Origin of the sequence: Stenotrophomonas maltophilia (assembly GCF_013464915.1) — a bacterium.
GTDB lineage: Bacteria > Pseudomonadota > Gammaproteobacteria > Xanthomonadales > Xanthomonadaceae > Stenotrophomonas > Stenotrophomonas maltophilia_AT.
Genome location: NZ_RAVT01000077.1, coordinates 1 through 13,658, shown reverse-complemented (window position 1 = coordinate 13,658; position 13,658 = coordinate 1). Strand labels below are relative to the sequence as shown.

At 66.7% G+C, this 13,658-nt stretch carries 16 protein-coding genes; 5 read left to right on the top strand and 11 right to left on the bottom strand.

The window, feature by feature from the left end; genetic code table 11:
• Positions 1–290 precede the first annotated feature (290 nt).
• Positions 291–2,180, top strand: a complete 1,890-nt coding sequence (gene htpG, locus D7T59_RS20705) for a molecular chaperone HtpG (protein ID WP_180853469.1) — start codon at positions 291–293, stop codon at positions 2,178–2,180.
• Between the two features lie 146 nt (positions 2,181–2,326).
• Here htpG and D7T59_RS20700 read toward each other — a convergent pair whose 3' ends face one another.
• Complete coding sequence (locus tag D7T59_RS20700) at positions 2,327–2,626, bottom strand: hypothetical protein (RefSeq protein ID WP_180853468.1); 300 nt, start codon at positions 2,624–2,626, stop codon at positions 2,327–2,329.
• A 129-nt stretch (positions 2,627–2,755) separates the two neighbouring features.
• Here D7T59_RS20700 and ftsY point away from each other — a divergent pair, with 129 nt between their 5' ends.
• The 3 genes from ftsY to D7T59_RS20685 all read left to right on the top strand — a co-directional run bounded on the left by ftsY (position 2,756) and on the right by D7T59_RS20685 (position 5,554).
• Positions 2,756–4,072, top strand: a complete 1,317-nt coding sequence (ftsY, locus tag D7T59_RS20695; RefSeq protein ID WP_180853467.1) for a signal recognition particle-docking protein FtsY — start codon at positions 2,756–2,758, stop codon at positions 4,070–4,072.
• An 82-nt stretch (positions 4,073–4,154) separates the two neighbouring features.
• Positions 4,155–5,279, top strand: a complete 1,125-nt coding sequence (gene mutY / locus D7T59_RS20690; RefSeq protein WP_180853466.1) for an A/G-specific adenine glycosylase — start codon at positions 4,155–4,157, stop codon at positions 5,277–5,279.
• 5 nt (positions 5,280–5,284) lie between these two features.
• On the top strand, positions 5,285–5,554 hold the full coding sequence (locus tag D7T59_RS20685; RefSeq protein WP_014036808.1) for an oxidative damage protection protein: 270 nt from the start codon (positions 5,285–5,287) through the stop codon (positions 5,552–5,554).
• Positions 5,555–5,628: 74 nt separating this feature from the next.
• Here D7T59_RS20685 and D7T59_RS20680 read toward each other — a convergent pair whose 3' ends face one another.
• The 10 genes from D7T59_RS20680 to D7T59_RS20635 form a co-directional block, all read right to left on the bottom strand.
• Positions 5,629–6,078, bottom strand: coding sequence for a DUF6491 family protein (locus D7T59_RS20680; protein ID WP_164139242.1), 450 nt, complete (start codon positions 6,076–6,078; stop codon positions 5,629–5,631).
• A gap of 131 nt (positions 6,079–6,209) precedes the next feature.
• Complete coding sequence (gene lolD / locus D7T59_RS20675) at positions 6,210–6,923, bottom strand: lipoprotein-releasing ABC transporter ATP-binding protein LolD (RefSeq protein ID WP_005409083.1); 714 nt, start codon at positions 6,921–6,923, stop codon at positions 6,210–6,212.
• Complete coding sequence (locus tag D7T59_RS20670) at positions 6,916–8,157, bottom strand: lipoprotein-releasing ABC transporter permease subunit (RefSeq protein WP_164139244.1); 1,242 nt, start codon at positions 8,155–8,157, stop codon at positions 6,916–6,918. The genes lolD and D7T59_RS20670 overlap by 8 nt, the downstream gene beginning before the upstream one ends.
• 23 nt (positions 8,158–8,180) lie before the next feature.
• On the bottom strand, positions 8,181–8,630 hold the full coding sequence (locus tag D7T59_RS20665) for a hypothetical protein (protein ID WP_180853465.1): 450 nt from the start codon (positions 8,628–8,630) through the stop codon (positions 8,181–8,183).
• The gene (locus D7T59_RS20660; protein WP_005409080.1) at positions 8,581–8,829 is read right to left on the bottom strand and encodes an FAD assembly factor SdhE; all 249 of its coding nucleotides are present in this window, start codon (positions 8,827–8,829) and stop codon (positions 8,581–8,583) included. The genes D7T59_RS20665 and D7T59_RS20660 overlap by 50 nt, the downstream gene beginning before the upstream one ends.
• An 89-nt stretch (positions 8,830–8,918) precedes the next feature.
• Complete coding sequence (locus tag D7T59_RS20655) at positions 8,919–9,704, bottom strand: succinate dehydrogenase iron-sulfur subunit (protein ID WP_005409079.1); 786 nt, start codon at positions 9,702–9,704, stop codon at positions 8,919–8,921.
• Between the two features lie 66 nt (positions 9,705–9,770).
• Positions 9,771–11,561, bottom strand: coding sequence for a succinate dehydrogenase flavoprotein subunit (sdhA, locus tag D7T59_RS20650; protein ID WP_164139248.1), 1,791 nt, complete (start codon positions 11,559–11,561; stop codon positions 9,771–9,773).
• A gap of 31 nt (positions 11,562–11,592) precedes the next feature.
• On the bottom strand, positions 11,593–11,979 hold the full coding sequence (gene sdhD / locus D7T59_RS20645) for a succinate dehydrogenase, hydrophobic membrane anchor protein (RefSeq protein ID WP_099554226.1): 387 nt from the start codon (positions 11,977–11,979) through the stop codon (positions 11,593–11,595).
• On the bottom strand, positions 11,976–12,368 hold the full coding sequence (gene sdhC / locus D7T59_RS20640; protein ID WP_099554228.1) for a succinate dehydrogenase, cytochrome b556 subunit: 393 nt from the start codon (positions 12,366–12,368) through the stop codon (positions 11,976–11,978). Before sdhC ends, sdhD begins: the two co-directional genes overlap by 4 nt.
• Positions 12,369–12,424: 56 nt before the next feature.
• Entirely contained in the window at positions 12,425–12,595 is a 171-nt protein-coding gene (locus D7T59_RS20635; protein ID WP_005409075.1) for a DUF1674 domain-containing protein, read from the bottom strand.
• A gap of 39 nt (positions 12,596–12,634) precedes the next feature.
• Here D7T59_RS20635 and ygfZ point away from each other — a divergent pair, with 39 nt between their 5' ends.
• Positions 12,635–13,510: a CAF17-like 4Fe-4S cluster assembly/insertion protein YgfZ gene (gene ygfZ / locus D7T59_RS20630; protein ID WP_180853464.1), complete on the top strand. Its 876-nt coding sequence runs from the start codon at positions 12,635–12,637 to the stop codon at positions 13,508–13,510.
• Positions 13,511–13,658 lie beyond the last annotated feature (148 nt).

Sequence of the window (13,658 nt, the reverse complement as noted above, 5' to 3'; positions counted from 1 at the left end):
AGCCCCCATGGGTGAGGGCGCTTTGCTTGCGAAGCACTGCTTCGCAAGCGCCCGAACGCACAGCCGCCAGCGGCTGGGCCGGGCCCCGGAGGGGGGTTTACGGCGTGTCCTGCCAACCCACACCGCCCCGCCATCCCACGGAATGCCCGCTGTTGCTGTTGCTGTTGCTTCGGCCTCGGCGGGTGCAGGGCGCAGCCCTGCCATACCAACCCCTTGATTTCGGGACAATCAGCCATACCCCTTGGCGAGGCCGCACGCGCTGGCGCGGCATTGCACACGGAGCCTTATCGATGACCGAGACCACCCAGACCGAAACCCTTGGCTTCCAGACCGAAGTCAAGCAGCTGCTGCAGCTGATGATCCACTCGCTGTACTCCAACAAGGAGATCTTCCTCCGCGAGCTGGTCTCCAACGCTGCCGACGCCGCCGACAAGCTGCGCTTCGAGGCACTGACCCAGCCGGCCCTGCTGGAAGGTGACAGCGAGCTGCGCGTGCGCGTCAGCTTCGACTCCACCGCGCACACCATCACCATCGAAGACAACGGCATCGGCATGAGCCGCGCCGAAGCCATCGCCCATCTCGGCACGATTGCCAAGTCCGGCACCGGCGATTTCCTGCGCCAGCTGTCCGGCGACCAGAAGAAGGATTCGCAGCTGATCGGCCAGTTCGGCGTCGGCTTCTACAGCGCCTTCATCGTCGCCGACGAGGTGGAAGTGACCTCGCGCCGCGCCGGCCTGGCTGCAGGCGAAGCCGTGCGCTGGACCTCGCGCGGCGAAGGCGATTTCGACGTCGCCACCATCGACAAGGCCGAGCGCGGTACCCGCATCGTGCTGCACCTGAAGGACGGCGAACACGACTTCGCCGATGGCTGGCGCCTGCGCAGCATCCTCAAGAAGTACTCGGACCACATCGGCCTGCCGATCCAGATGCCGAAGGAAGGCGAAGAAGGCGCCGCCGTCGAGTGGGAGACCGTCAACCGCGCCAGCGCGCTGTGGACCCGCCCACGTACCGAGATCAGCGACGCCGAGTACACCGAGTTCTACAAGCACGTCGCACACGATCACAGCGACCCGCTGGCGTGGAGCCACAACAAGGTCGAGGGCAAGCTGGAGTACACCTCGCTGCTGTACGTGCCCGGCCGCGCGCCGTTCGACCTGTACCACCGCGATGCGCCCAAGGGCCTGAAGCTGTACGTGCAGCGCGTTTTCGTGATGGACCAGGCCGAGCAGTTCCTGCCGCTGTACCTGCGCTTCATCAAGGGCGTGGTCGATTCCAACGACCTTTCGCTGAACGTCTCGCGCGAGATCCTGCAGTCCGGCCCGGTCATCGATTCGATGAAGGCGGCGCTGACCAAGCGCTCGCTGGACATGCTGGAGAAGCTGGCCGCCGACAAGCCGGAGCAGTACGCCACGTTCTGGAAGGAATTCGGCCAGGTGCTGAAGGAAGGCCCGGCCGAGGACTACAACAACCGCGAGAAGGTGGCCGGCCTGCTGCGCTTCGCCTCCACCCGTGGCGAGGCCGATGCGCAGAGCGTGTCGCTGGCCGATTACCTCGGCCGCATGGCCGAAGGCCAGGACAAGATCTATTACCTGACCGGCGAGAGCTACAGCCAGGTACGCAACAGCCCGCACCTGGAAGTGTTCCGCAAGAAGGGCGTGGAAGTGCTGCTGCTGACCGACCGCATCGATGAGTGGCTGATGGGCTACCTGACCGATTTCGATGGCAAGGGCTTCGTCGACATCGCCCGTGGCGACCTCGACCTGGGCGCGCTGGAAAGCGAGGCCGACAAGCAGGAACAGGAAGCAGCAGCCAAGGACAAGCAAGGCCTGGTCGAGCGACTGAAGACGGTGCTGGGCGATGACGTGGCCGAAGTTCGCGTGTCGCACCGCCTGACCGATTCACCGGCGGTGCTGGCCATCGGAGAGCAGGACCTGGGCCTGCAGATGCGCCAGATCCTGGAAGCCAGCGGGCAGAAGGTACCGGACAGCAAGCCGGTGCTGGAGATCAATCCGGGCCACCCGCTGATCGCCAAGCTGGATGCCGAGGCCGATGGCGCGCGCTTCGACGATCTGGGCCGCGTGCTGTTCGACCAGGCCGCACTAGCCGCCGGTGACAGCCTGAAGGACCCGGGCGCCTACGTGGCGCGCCTGAACAAGCTGCTGCTGGAGCTGTCGGCCTGATCGACGGGATGGTCGCCGGGCATGGCCCGGCGCTGCCCTGGTAGATGCCAACCTTGGTTGGCGCCCGAAAAGCGTGCCAACCAAGGTTGGCACCTACCAGGGCGTCGGGGGGCCAACCAAGGTTGGCACCTGCCGAGCCGGGCGGCTCAGGCTTCCCGATCCAGCAGCGAACCCAGCATCTGGTCCTGGCGGCGGATCACCGCAGCATTGGCAGCAAAGGCCACTACCTCGGCTTTCGCGGCCAGAAGATCACCCAGCGGCGCGCCGGCATCGGCGCCGGTGGACGTCACCAAAGCCTGCACCCCACCCTGCTCGGTGGTATTGCGCTGCAACTGCAAGCGCTCGGCATCGGGAGTCGCGAGGTTGGCAACGTTGTGCGCGGACACCTGAACGCCCTGCTGGGCCGCGCGCATGCCGCTGAGTGCAGTGTTCATGACGTTGTCCATGGTGGTCTCCGGGCCGCCCTGCGCAGCCCTCCGGACCGGTTAACGGCCGGTGGGCCGCGACCTTGAGTCCACATCGGCCGGACAGGCCCGAGTGGTAGCATATCCCTCTGATTTCAGCGCCTTTTGCCAATGCTCAGTTTTTTCCGCCGCAAGAAGCCCCAGGATGCCCCCGCAGCGGAGGCACCCAAGACCCAGCACTACTCGGCTGAAGAGCTGGCGGCGGCATTCCCGTCGGCCGCGCCGGTCGAGGACAAGGAACCAGCGCCGGTAGCAATACCGACCGAGCCTGCACCGGTCGAGCCGCCCCCTGCAGCCGTCGTTCCGGTCGCTGTCGAGCCTACTCCGGTGATTCCGGCTCCAGCCGCACCGGTTCCGGCAGCTCCGGTGCCGACGGCGCCGATCGACGTCGCTCCCATCGCACTCGCGGCCATCGAACCGGCACCGGCACCGGCGCCTGAGTCCACCCCGGCACCAGTGGCCGACGACCTGCCAGCCGCTGCTTCGGTCGACGCCATTCCGGCTCCGGCCGGCAAGCCCGGCTGGCGCGAACGCCTGCGCAACAGTGTCATCGCGCGCAGCTTCGGCGGCCTGTTCTCGCGCAACCCCAAGCTCGACGACGACCTGCTGGACGAGCTGGAAACCGCACTGATCACCGCCGATGTCGGCGTGGGCGCCACCACCGACCTGGTCGAAGGCCTGCGCAAGCGCATGAAGTCGCGCGAGTTCGCCGACGCCAATGCGCTGCTGGCCGCGCTGCGCGCCGAGCTGATCGCAATCCTGCAGCCGGTCGCCAAGCCGCTGGTGATCGACCGTAATGCCAAGCCCTTCGTGGTGCTCACCGTCGGCGTCAATGGTGTCGGCAAGACCACCACCATCGGCAAGCTGGCCAAGCGCTTCAAGGACGATGGCCACAGCCTGATGCTGGCCGCCGGTGACACCTTCCGCGCCGCCGCCGTGGCGCAGCTGCAGGCCTGGGGCGAGCGCAACGGCGTGGCCGTGGTCGCCCAGGGGCAGAACGCCGATGCCGCTTCGGTGGCGTTCGACGCGCTGCAGGCCGGCAAGGCCCGTGGCACCTCGGTGCTGATCGCCGATACCGCCGGCCGCCTGCACACCCAGTCCGGCCTGATGAACGAGCTGGGCAAGATCCGCCGCGTGCTGGGCAAGATCGACCCCACCGCGCCGCATGAGGTGCTGATGGTGATCGACGGCACCACCGGCCAGAACGCGCTGTCGCAGCTGCGCCAGTTCAATGCTGCGGTGAACGTGACCGGCCTGGTGGTGACCAAGCTGGACGGCACCGCCAAGGGCGGCGTGGTGTTCGCACTGGCCCGCGAGTTCGGCATTCCGATCCGCTTTGCCGGCATCGGCGAGCGCCCGGAAGACCTGCGCGTGTTCGACCCGGAAGCCTTCGTCGACGCCCTGCTGCCCGAAGCGCTGGGTGCCTGATACACCGTGCAGCCACGCATGGCGTGGCTCTACTGCAATCCGGTAGAGCCACCCCACGGGTGGCTGCCTCTCTGGAACACCGATGCCCCGCCAGCCGCACGCCAGCGCCAAGACTGCCCAGCAAGACGGCTTCGTCGCCCGCCTGCTGCGCTGGTTCGATGACCACGGCCGCCACGATCTGCCCTGGCAGCATCCGCGCAGCCCCTACCGGGTCTGGCTGTCGGAGATCATGCTGCAGCAGACCCAGGTGGCCACGGTCATACCGTATTTCCAGCGGTTCCTGCAGCACTTCCCAACCCTGCCCGACCTTGGCGCCGCCAGCAACGACGCGGTGATGGCGCAGTGGGCCGGGCTCGGCTACTACGCGCGCGCGCGCAACCTGCACGCGGCAGCCAAGCGCTGTGTCGAACTGCATGGCGGCGACCTTCCACGTGACTTCGACGCGCTGCATGCCCTGCCCGGCATCGGCCGCAGCACCGCCGGAGCGATCCTCAGCCAGGCCTGGAGCGACCCGTTCGCGATCCTCGATGGCAACGTCAAGCGCGTGCTCAGCCGTTACCACGGCATCGACGGCTTCCCCGGCCTGCCGGCCATCGAGAAGCAGCTGTGGGCCATCGCCGAGGCGCACGTGGCGCAGGTACCGGCGGGGCGCATGGCCGACTACACCCAGGCACAGATGGACCTGGGTGCGACGGTGTGCAGCCGTGCAAAACCCGCCTGCGTGATCTGCCCGCTGCAGGACGAGTGCGTGGCGCGCCGCGAAGGCCGCACCGCTGAACTGCCCACGCCCAAGCCCAGCAAGACCCTGCCCGAGCGCGAAGCGGTCGCCCTGCTGCTGCGTGACGCCCAACAGCGTGTGCTGCTGCAGAAGCGGCCGGACACCGGCATCTGGGCGCAGCTGTGGACCCTGCCGCAGGCCGAAGCGGGCAGTGACCTGCAGGACTGGTTCGACACGCACGTCGACGGCTCGCTGGAAGATGCAGACGAACTGCCAGTGCTGCAGCACACCTTCAGCCACTACAAGCTGCATCTGCAGGTATTGTCGCGGCAGGTACATGGCCTGCGCGTGGAAGAACCCACGCTGCGCTGGGTGGCTGCCGACGAACTGCCCGCGCTGGGCCTTCCGGCGCCGATCCGCAAGCTGCTCGACGGCGCCGCGATCAAGGCGCCGAAACGAGCCTCCAAGAAACCCCGCAACCACGAGTGAGTGCCATGCCCCGAACCGTCTTCTGCCAGTACGAACAACGCGATGCCGAGGGCCTGGACTTCGTGCCCTACCCCGGCGAGCTGGGCCAGCGCATCTTCAACAACATCGGCAAGCAGGCCTGGGCCGCATGGCTGGCGCACCAGACCATGCTGATCAACGAAAACCGCCTGTCGCCGCGCACGCCGGAGCATCGTGCGTTCCTTGAGGGCGAACTGGTCAAGTTCCTGTTCGAGAAGGACGCGGAAAAGCCGGCCGGCTTCACCCCGGAAGCCTGACACACAGGTAGTGCCGGCCGCTGGCCGGCAACCTGGCATCTGCGCGATGCCGGCCAGCGGCCGGCATTACCACGCTATTTCGTGCTTTCCTCGCGCTCCTGCACCTGCGCCTGGCGCAGTTCCTGCTCGGAGGTACGCAGTGCCTTCACGTCCAGCTTGCGGATGCTGTCGATGAAGCACGGCATGCGTGGTCCGCCGGTGGGGTCACGCACCAGCACCTTGTCGAAGCGCGACGACACGCGGCCCATCTGGCTGGTCAGGCCGATTGCAGTGGCATACGGCAGGTCCTGGCAGGGGCCTCTCAACTCCAGCAGATAAGCCTCGCTGGGCCGGGTCCACACCGCCAGCGCGCTGTCACCCAGTTCGGTCCAACCATTGAGGCTGCCGAAGAACTGCATGTCGTTCTGTGGTGCGCCCGCATGGGCGCGGTACAGGGCCAGTTTTTCTGTGCTGCTGATCCGACCGGTGGTGGCACAGGCGGCCAGGGCCAGACAGAGGCCGGCCAGCAGAAGCGGGGTCTTCATGGCGATCTCCTCGGGGAACTGTCGCCATCATGCGCCTGGCCTGGCAACGTCGGCGCGACGACCGGCAGCCCCATTCAGGCGCCGGTCGGCGGCCGACCAAGGTCGGCTTCGACCGGAGCGGGCCAAGCGCCTCAGACGTCAGCGTGGGCCAATGCGTGCAGGCGCCCTTCGCGCAGCTCCAGCACCCGGTCCAGGCGACGCGCAAGGCTGCGGTCATGGGTGACCAGCACCAGGCTGGTGTGACGCGCACGATTCAGTTCCAGCATCAGCTCGAACACTGTTGCAGCCGTGCGGTCATCCAGGTTGCCGGTCGGCTCGTCGCCAAGCACGCAGGCCGGATGATTGACCAGTGCTCGCGCCACTGCGGCACGCTGGCGTTCGCCGCCGGACAGTTCGCCGGGCTTGTGGTCCAGGCGATGGCCCAGGCCGACCGCTTCCAGCAGCGTGGTGGCGCGGCTGCTCGCCTCGGCCACGGCCGTGCCGGCCAGCAGCACCGGCATCATCACGTTTTCCAGCGCGGTGAACTCAGGCAGCAGGTGGTGGAACTGGTAGACGAAGCCCAGCGCCTGGTTGCGCAGCAGGCCGCGCGCGGTATCCGACAGCGCCGACATGCGTTGGCCGGTCACATAGACCTCGCCGGCGGTCGGAATGTCCAGGCCACCCAGCAGGTGCAGCAGCGTGCTCTTGCCGGCGCCGGAGGCACCGATGATCGCCACCGTTTCGCCGGCGGTCACGGTCAGATCCAGGCCATCGAACACCGGGGTCTGCATGCGCCCTTCGGCGTAGGTCTTGCCCAGTGCTTCGGCGCGGATCACTTCATCGCCGCGGTTGAAGACCTTATTCATAACGCAGGGCCTCCGCCGGCTGGGTGCGTGCTGCCCGCCAGGCGGGGTACAGCGTGGCCAGGAAGCTCATCAGCAGCGCCACCACGGTGATCGCCACCACGTCGCCGGTCTGCATGTCGGTCGGCAGGCCGGTGATGTAGTAGACATCCTCCGGCATCAGCTTGACGTTGAACACGCTCTCGATGGCGCCAAGGATGCGCTCCAGGTTGAGCGTGAGGGTGATGCCACCGACCAGGCCGGCCAGCGTGCCGAAGATGCCGATCAGCGAGCCCTGCACCATGAACACCTGCATCACCCCGCCCGGGGTCAGGCCCAGCGTGCGCAGGATGGCGATGTCGGCCTGCTTGTCGGTCACCAGCATCACCTGCGAGGACACCAGGTTGAAGGCGCCCATGGCGATGATCAGCGACAGCAGGATGCCCATTACCACCTTCTCCATGCGCAGCGAGTGGTAGAGGTTGGCATTCTGCTGGGTCCAGTCACTCACGCGATAGGCACCACCCAGGTTCTGCGCCAGGTCCACGCCCACTTCCAGCGAGCGGTCCATGTCGTGCAGTTTCAGGCGCACGCCGGTGGCGCCGTCGCTGCGCAGTACGCGCTCAAGGTCCTGCATGTTGGCGAAGCCGACGCCACGGTCGACTTCGTTGTAACCGGCCTCGAAGATGCCACTGACGGTGAAGCGCTTCATCCGCGGCACCGCGCCGGCAGGCGTGCCCTGCACTTCGGCAAAGGTCACCAGCACCTGGTCGCCGACGTCCACGCCCAGCCAGATCGCCAGCTCCTTGCCCAGCAGCACGTTGAAGCTGCCCGGCTTGAGGCTGTCGTAGCTGCCCTTGGTGATCTTCTTGTCGATCACCGACACCTTCGGCTCCAGCGCCGGATCGATGCCCTGGATGATCGCGCCCTGCACGCGCGGGCCGCTGATCATCGACTGGATCTCGATGTACGGCGCGGCACCGGCCACGCGCGGATCCTTGTTGGCCACGTCGACCACCCGCATCCAGTCCGGCATCGGCTCGCCGTCGCGGCTGATGGTGGTGTGCGCGGTCATCTGCAGCAGGCGGCTGCGGATTTCCTTCTGGAAACCGCTCATCACCGCCAGGGTGGTGATCAGCACCGTGACGCCGAGCGCGATGCCCAGGATCGATGCCATCGAGATGAAGGAGATGAAGCCGTTGCGGCGCTTGGCGCGCAGGTAGCGCAGGCCAATGGCCACGGGAATGGGTTTGAACATGCAGGCACGCCGGTCAATTCAGCTTATGGTGCCATCGACCGGGGCCTACGGGAAACGCCACGTGCGGCCACGGCCAGTCGCAGTTCACGTCGCTGCCCGGAATCGAGCACATCGGGCCAGAACAGCAGGCGCCGGCGGCGCCGATCCTCACGCCAGAGCAACAGCAGCCATGGGCCACGCACGACCAGCTGGGGTGCATCGGCGTCCTGCCCGGCCACCTGCAACGGCTCGGGTGACGCCGGCAGAAGCACCTGCACACGTGGCCTGCGCTGGCGCCAGACCAGTTCGATCACGCCGACGGCCCAGGCCAGCAGCACCGTGGGCATCAGCAGGCGCGGCGGCAGGTCCGATGCGCGCAGCAGCCAGGGTGCGGCCAGCAGCACCGCCAGCTGCGCGGCGGCCTGCAGCCGTGAGGGCCGCCACTCAAGGCTTGAGGGCGAGGATCTTCTGCATGAGGGGGATTGCGTGCGCATGCGGGCAGGCCTCATAGCCCATGAACCAGCGCCACAACTTATCGTCCTCGCAGTCGAGCAGGAACAGGAAAACCTCGCGCTCTTCGGTCGGCGCAGTGCTCCATTCGTGGTCGAGGTAACGGCCGAACAGCTGGTCCAGCTCACGCATGCCGCGGCGGCAGCGCCAGCGCAGCTTCTTCAACAGGACGTCTTCTTCCATTTCATGCTCCCAGATACGGCGAAGCCACGCATGGCGTGGCTCTACCGGGTAGCGCACGACCGCCAGCGAGGCGGTCGCATGCGGGTGGATCAGGCGCGGCGTTCCATCATCAGCTTCTTGATCTCGGCGATCGCCAGCGCCGGGTTCAGGCCCTTCGGGCAGGTCCGGGCGCAGTTCATGATGGTGTGGCAGCGGTACAGCTTGAACGGATCTTCCAGATCGTCCAGGCGCGCACCGGTGTCCTCATCGCGCGAGTCGATGATCCAGCGATAGGCCTGCAGCAGGATCGCCGGGCCGAGGTAACGCTCACCGTTCCACCAGTAGCTCGGGCAGCTGGTCGAGCAGCAGGCGCACAGGATGCACTCGTACAGGCCGTCAAGCTTCTTGCGGTCTTCCGGCGACTGCAGGCGTTCACGGTCCGGCGGCGCCGGGGTCTGGGTGCGGATCCACGGCTTGATCGAAGCGTACTGCGCGTAGAAGTGGGTCAGGTCCGGAACCAGATCCTTCACCACGTTCATGTGCGGCAGCGGGTAGATCGGCACTTCCTTCTTGCCGCAGTCCGAGATGGCTCGGGTGCAGGCCAGAGTGTTGGTGCCGTCGATGTTCATCGCGCACGAACCACAGATACCTTCGCGGCAGGAGCGGCGGAAGGTCAGGGTCGGGTCGATCTCGTTCTTGATCTTGATCAGGGCGTCCAGGACCATCGGGCCACAGGCGTCCAGATCGACTTCATAGGTATCGGTGCGCGGGTTGCTGTCGTCGTCCGGACTCCAGCGGTAGATCTTGAAGGTGCGCACGTTCTTGCCGCCGTTCTTGACGGGGAAGTGCTTGCCCTTCGTGATCTTGGAATTCTTGGGGAGTGAAAACTCGGCCATGGCTGCTCTCGTTGGCTCAGGCGGCCCGCGCCCTCGGGCGCGGATTGCATGGTAGGCGGGGGCGGATCAGTACACGCGCGGCTTCGGCGGCACCACGGACACGTCGTCGGTCAACGTGTACATGTGCACCGGACGGTAGTCGAAGCTGCACTTGCCCTTCTCGTCGACGCTGACCAGGGTGTGCTTCTGCCAGTTGACGTCGTCGCGGTCCGGATAATCCTCGTGCGCATGCGCGCCGCGGCTTTCCTTGCGCTGTTCGGCCGAGTTGATCGTCGCCACCGCGTTGAGCAGCAGGTTGTTCAGCTCGTAGGTCTCGATCAGGTCCGAGTTCCAGACCAGCGAACGGTCGGAGACCTTCACGTCCTGGAACGAATCGAAGATCTTGTCCATCTTTTCGCAGCCTTCCTTCAGCGTCTGGCTGGTGCGGAAGACGGCGGCGTCGGCCTGCATGGTGCGCTGCATGCGATCGCGGATGACCGAGGTCGGGGTATCGCCGTTGGCGTGGCGCAGCTTGTCCAGCAGGCCCAGCGCCTTGTCGCAGGCATCGGCCGGCAGCGGCTTGTGCGCCGCGCCCGGCTTGATGGTCTCGGCGCAGCGGTTGGCCACCGCGCGACCGAACACCACCAGGTCCAGCAGCGAATTCGAGCCCAGGCGGTTGGCGCCATGCACGGACACGCAGGCCGCTTCGCCGATGGCGTACAGGCCCGGCACCACGGCATTGTCGTTGTCGCCGACCCGCTGCACCACTTCACCGTGGTAGTTGGTCGGGATGCCGCCCATGTTGTAGTGCACGGTCGGAATGACCGGAATCGGCTGCTTGTGCACATCGACGCCAGCGAAGATGCGGGCGCTCTCGGCGATGCCCGGCAGCTTGTCGTCGATCACGCCCGGGCCGAGGTGGGTCAGGTCGAGCAGGATGTGATCCTTGTGCTCGCCGACGCCGCGGCCTTCGCGGATCTCGATGGTCATCGAACGGCTGACCACGTCGCGCGAGGCCAGGTCCTTGTAGTGCGGCGCGTAGCGCTCCATGAAGCGCTCGCCGCTGCTGTTGCGCAGGATGCCGCCTTCACCGCGGACACCCTCGGTGATCAGGCAGCCGGCGCCGTAGATGCCGGTCGGGTGGAACTGCACGAACTCCATGTCCTGCATGGCCAGGCCGGCACGCATGGCCAGGCCGCCACCGTCACCGGTGCAGGTGTGCGCCGAGGTGGCGCTGAAGTAGGCACGCCCGTAACCACCGGTGGCCAGCACCACGCCCTGGGCGCGGAACAGGTGCAGGGTGCCATCGGACATGTCCAGCGCCAGCACGCCGCGGCAGGCGCCTTCGTCATCGAAGATCAGGTCGAGTGCGAAGTACTCGATCATGAAGCGCGCATCGTGCTTGAGCGACTGCTGGTACAGGGTGTGCAGCATCGCGTGACCGGTACGGTCGGCCGCCGCGCAGGTACGCTGCGCCGCCGGGCCTTCGCCGTACTTGGTGGTCATGCCGCCGAACGGGCGCTGGTAGATCTTGCCTTCGGCGGTACGCGAGAACGGCACGCCGTAGTGTTCGAGCTCGATGATGGCCGGAATGGCCTCACGGCACATGTATTCGATGGCGTCCTGGTCGCCCAGCCAGTCCGAACCCTTGATGGTGTCGAAGAAGTGGTAACGCCAGTCGTCCTCGCCCATGTTGGCGAGTGCGGCCGAGATACCGCCCTGGGCGGCAACGGTGTGCGAGCGGGTCGGGAAGACCTTGGTCAGGCACACGGTCTGCAGGCCCTTGGCGGCAAGGCCGAACGTGGCGCGCAGCCCGGCGCCGCCGGCGCCGACCACGACCATGTCGTACTTGTGTTCGGTAATCTTGTAAGCGGACATCTAGTCTGGATTCCTGTCTTGGCGCCTGGGCTCAGGCAACGCCGAGGGCGATGCGGCCCACCGCAAACACACTGACGATCATGCCGAGCACGGCGACGAACTTCACCGCGGTCTGCAGCACCAGGGCCAGCAGCGATTCGTGGATGTAGTCTTCCAGCACGACCTGCAGGCCGAGCTGCGCGTGCCAGAACATGGCGATCAGCAGGCCGATCAGCGGCACCGCGTTCCACGGCTTGGCGATCGCGGCGGTGGCGGTCGCGTAATCCGAGCCCAGCAGGCCCAGCACGAACACCAGGAACCAGATGCCCAGCACCACCAGCGCGGCAGCGGTCAGGCGCTGATGCACGAAGTGCTCGGTGCCGGTCTTGGCCGAACCCAGGCCACGCACGCTCTTCAGCGGGGTACGGAACTTGCTCATGCGGCACCTCCGAACATCACATAGGCCCACACGGCCAGGGTGATCGCCAGGCTGCCGATGACCGACATCCAGCTGCTGCGGATGAACGTCGCGATGCGGAAGCCGATGGCGAAGTCCTGCACGATGTGGCGGATGCCATTGCACAGGTGATAGGCGAACGACCATGTCCACGCGAACAGGAACACGCGGCCATACCAGGCCCCGGCATGGCCGGTGAAGCAGTTCCAGGACTCGGGCCCCATCATCAGGGCCAGCAGGCCGGCGGCGATGATGAGGGCACCAACAGACAGAAAGACGCCAGTGGCTCGATGCAGGATCGAGGTGGCCATCTGAATCTGCCAGCGATACACCTGAAGGTGCGGGGAAAGTGGGCGTTGTCTGGTCGCCATTCGCTGGGCTCGTTGTCTCGGCTGGGCGGCACACGGCCGCGTTGGCTCAATGCTGATCAGAAATCGATGCAGCGTCCGTTTTTCTCCCAATCGCCATACCGCACCGGATCAAGTCCGCCGCGGCCGCCGAATTCCTCTGCTTTTTCCTGTTCCACGGGCACGGGTGCCGCGGGGACCAGCGGGGCTTCAGATTCGTCGTCGGGAGTGGGGGTTGTTTGGCCTATCATGTTCGGTCTCGCAACGCACAAATTTTAGACCTCGTTCACGTGCCTGACAACCTGCCCCCTGCTTTCGTCGGATATCCGCGCCTGCCCGGCCACCAGCTGCTGAGCCTGCAGGGTGCGGATGCGGCCGTTTTCGCCCACGCCCAGTTCAGCAGCGACGTGACTGCCCTGCCCCTGCTTCATTGGCAGTGGAGTGCCTGGCTGAGCGCCAAGGGCCGCACCCTGGCGGTGTTCCAGCTGCTGCGGCTGGCCGAGGACCACGTGCTGCTGGTGCTGGCCGACGGCGATGCCGATGCGATTGCGTCGCAACTGCAGCGCTTCGTGTTCCGCCGCAAGGTGAAGGTGCAGGTGCGCGACGATCTGGCCGTGGCGGGTGCCTTCACCGCGCCCGAAGCCGCCAGCGGCGCGGCGATTGCGCACGCTGCCGGTGATGGCTGGGAACTGGACCTGGGCAGCGACGCACTGCCGCGCACCCTGCGCATTGGCGCCACCGACGCCTTTGCAGCCGGCAGCGAAACCGATGAGGCCGCTTTTGCCCTGGCCTGGCGCCAGGCCGACCTGCGCTACGGCCTTCCGCGGCTGGATGAAAGCCAGCGCGAAGTGTGGACCCCGCAGCAGCTGGGCCTGGACCGCCTGAACGGCTACAGCGTGAAGAAGGGCTGCTACCCGGGCCAGGAAATCGTTGCCCGCACCCACTTCCTCGGCAAGGCCAAGCGCGCGGTGCAGCTGCTGCATACCGCCGCACCGGCGCAGGCCGGCGATGGCGTGCAGCAGGACAGCGCGGCGCTGGGCACGATCGCCAGCGTGGCCGGTGACCTGGCGCTGGCGGTGCTGCCGCTGGAGGCCGGCGACGCCGAGCTGCAGGTGGGCGGCGCCGTGGCACAGCGTGTGCCGCTACTGGATGGGTTGGCGCGCTGAATCTGTTGGGAAGCCGCATCAGGTCGGTGCGGACCTTGGTCCGCACTGCTTCTGCTGGCATCCCATCCACGCATGGCGTGGATCTACTGGATCCGGTGGAGGCGGACCGTTGGTCCGCACGCCTTCGGTGAAAGAATGGTAGCGCCGG

Bases quoted from the DNA above. Each gene is read 5' to 3' on its own strand.
- D7T59_RS20660 (WP_005409080.1), bottom strand. From the start codon at position 8,829: ATGGAAGAAGACGTCCTGTTGAAGAAGCTGCGCTGGCGCTGCCGCCGC.
- D7T59_RS20670 (WP_164139244.1), bottom strand. From the start codon at position 8,157: ATGTTCAAACCCATTCCCGTGGCCATTGGCCTGCGCTACCTGCGCGCC.
- D7T59_RS20680 (WP_164139242.1), bottom strand. From the start codon at position 6,078: ATGAAGACCCCGCTTCTGCTGGCCGGCCTCTGTCTGGCCCTGGCCGCC.
- D7T59_RS20635 (WP_005409075.1), bottom strand. From the start codon at position 12,595: ATGATAGGCCAAACAACCCCCACTCCCGACGACGAATCTGAAGCCCCG.
- D7T59_RS20665 (WP_180853465.1), bottom strand. From the start codon at position 8,630: ATGCGCACGCAATCCCCCTCATGCAGAAGATCCTCGCCCTCAAGCCTT.
- htpG (WP_180853469.1), top strand. From the start codon at position 291: ATGACCGAGACCACCCAGACCGAAACCCTTGGCTTCCAGACCGAAGTC.
- D7T59_RS20655 (WP_005409079.1), bottom strand. From the start codon at position 9,704: ATGGCCGAGTTTTCACTCCCCAAGAATTCCAAGATCACGAAGGGCAAG.
- mutY (WP_180853466.1), top strand. From the start codon at position 4,155: ATGCCCCGCCAGCCGCACGCCAGCGCCAAGACTGCCCAGCAAGACGGC.
- D7T59_RS20685 (WP_014036808.1), top strand. From the start codon at position 5,285: ATGCCCCGAACCGTCTTCTGCCAGTACGAACAACGCGATGCCGAGGGC.
- lolD (WP_005409083.1), bottom strand. From the start codon at position 6,923: ATGAATAAGGTCTTCAACCGCGGCGATGAAGTGATCCGCGCCGAAGCA.
- sdhC (WP_099554228.1), bottom strand. From the start codon at position 12,368: ATGGCGACCAGACAACGCCCACTTTCCCCGCACCTTCAGGTGTATCGC.
- sdhA (WP_164139248.1), bottom strand. From the start codon at position 11,561: ATGTCCGCTTACAAGATTACCGAACACAAGTACGACATGGTCGTGGTC.
- ftsY (WP_180853467.1), top strand. From the start codon at position 2,756: ATGCTCAGTTTTTTCCGCCGCAAGAAGCCCCAGGATGCCCCCGCAGCG.
- D7T59_RS20700 (WP_180853468.1), bottom strand. From the start codon at position 2,626: ATGGACAACGTCATGAACACTGCACTCAGCGGCATGCGCGCGGCCCAG.
- sdhD (WP_099554226.1), bottom strand. From the start codon at position 11,979: ATGAGCAAGTTCCGTACCCCGCTGAAGAGCGTGCGTGGCCTGGGTTCG.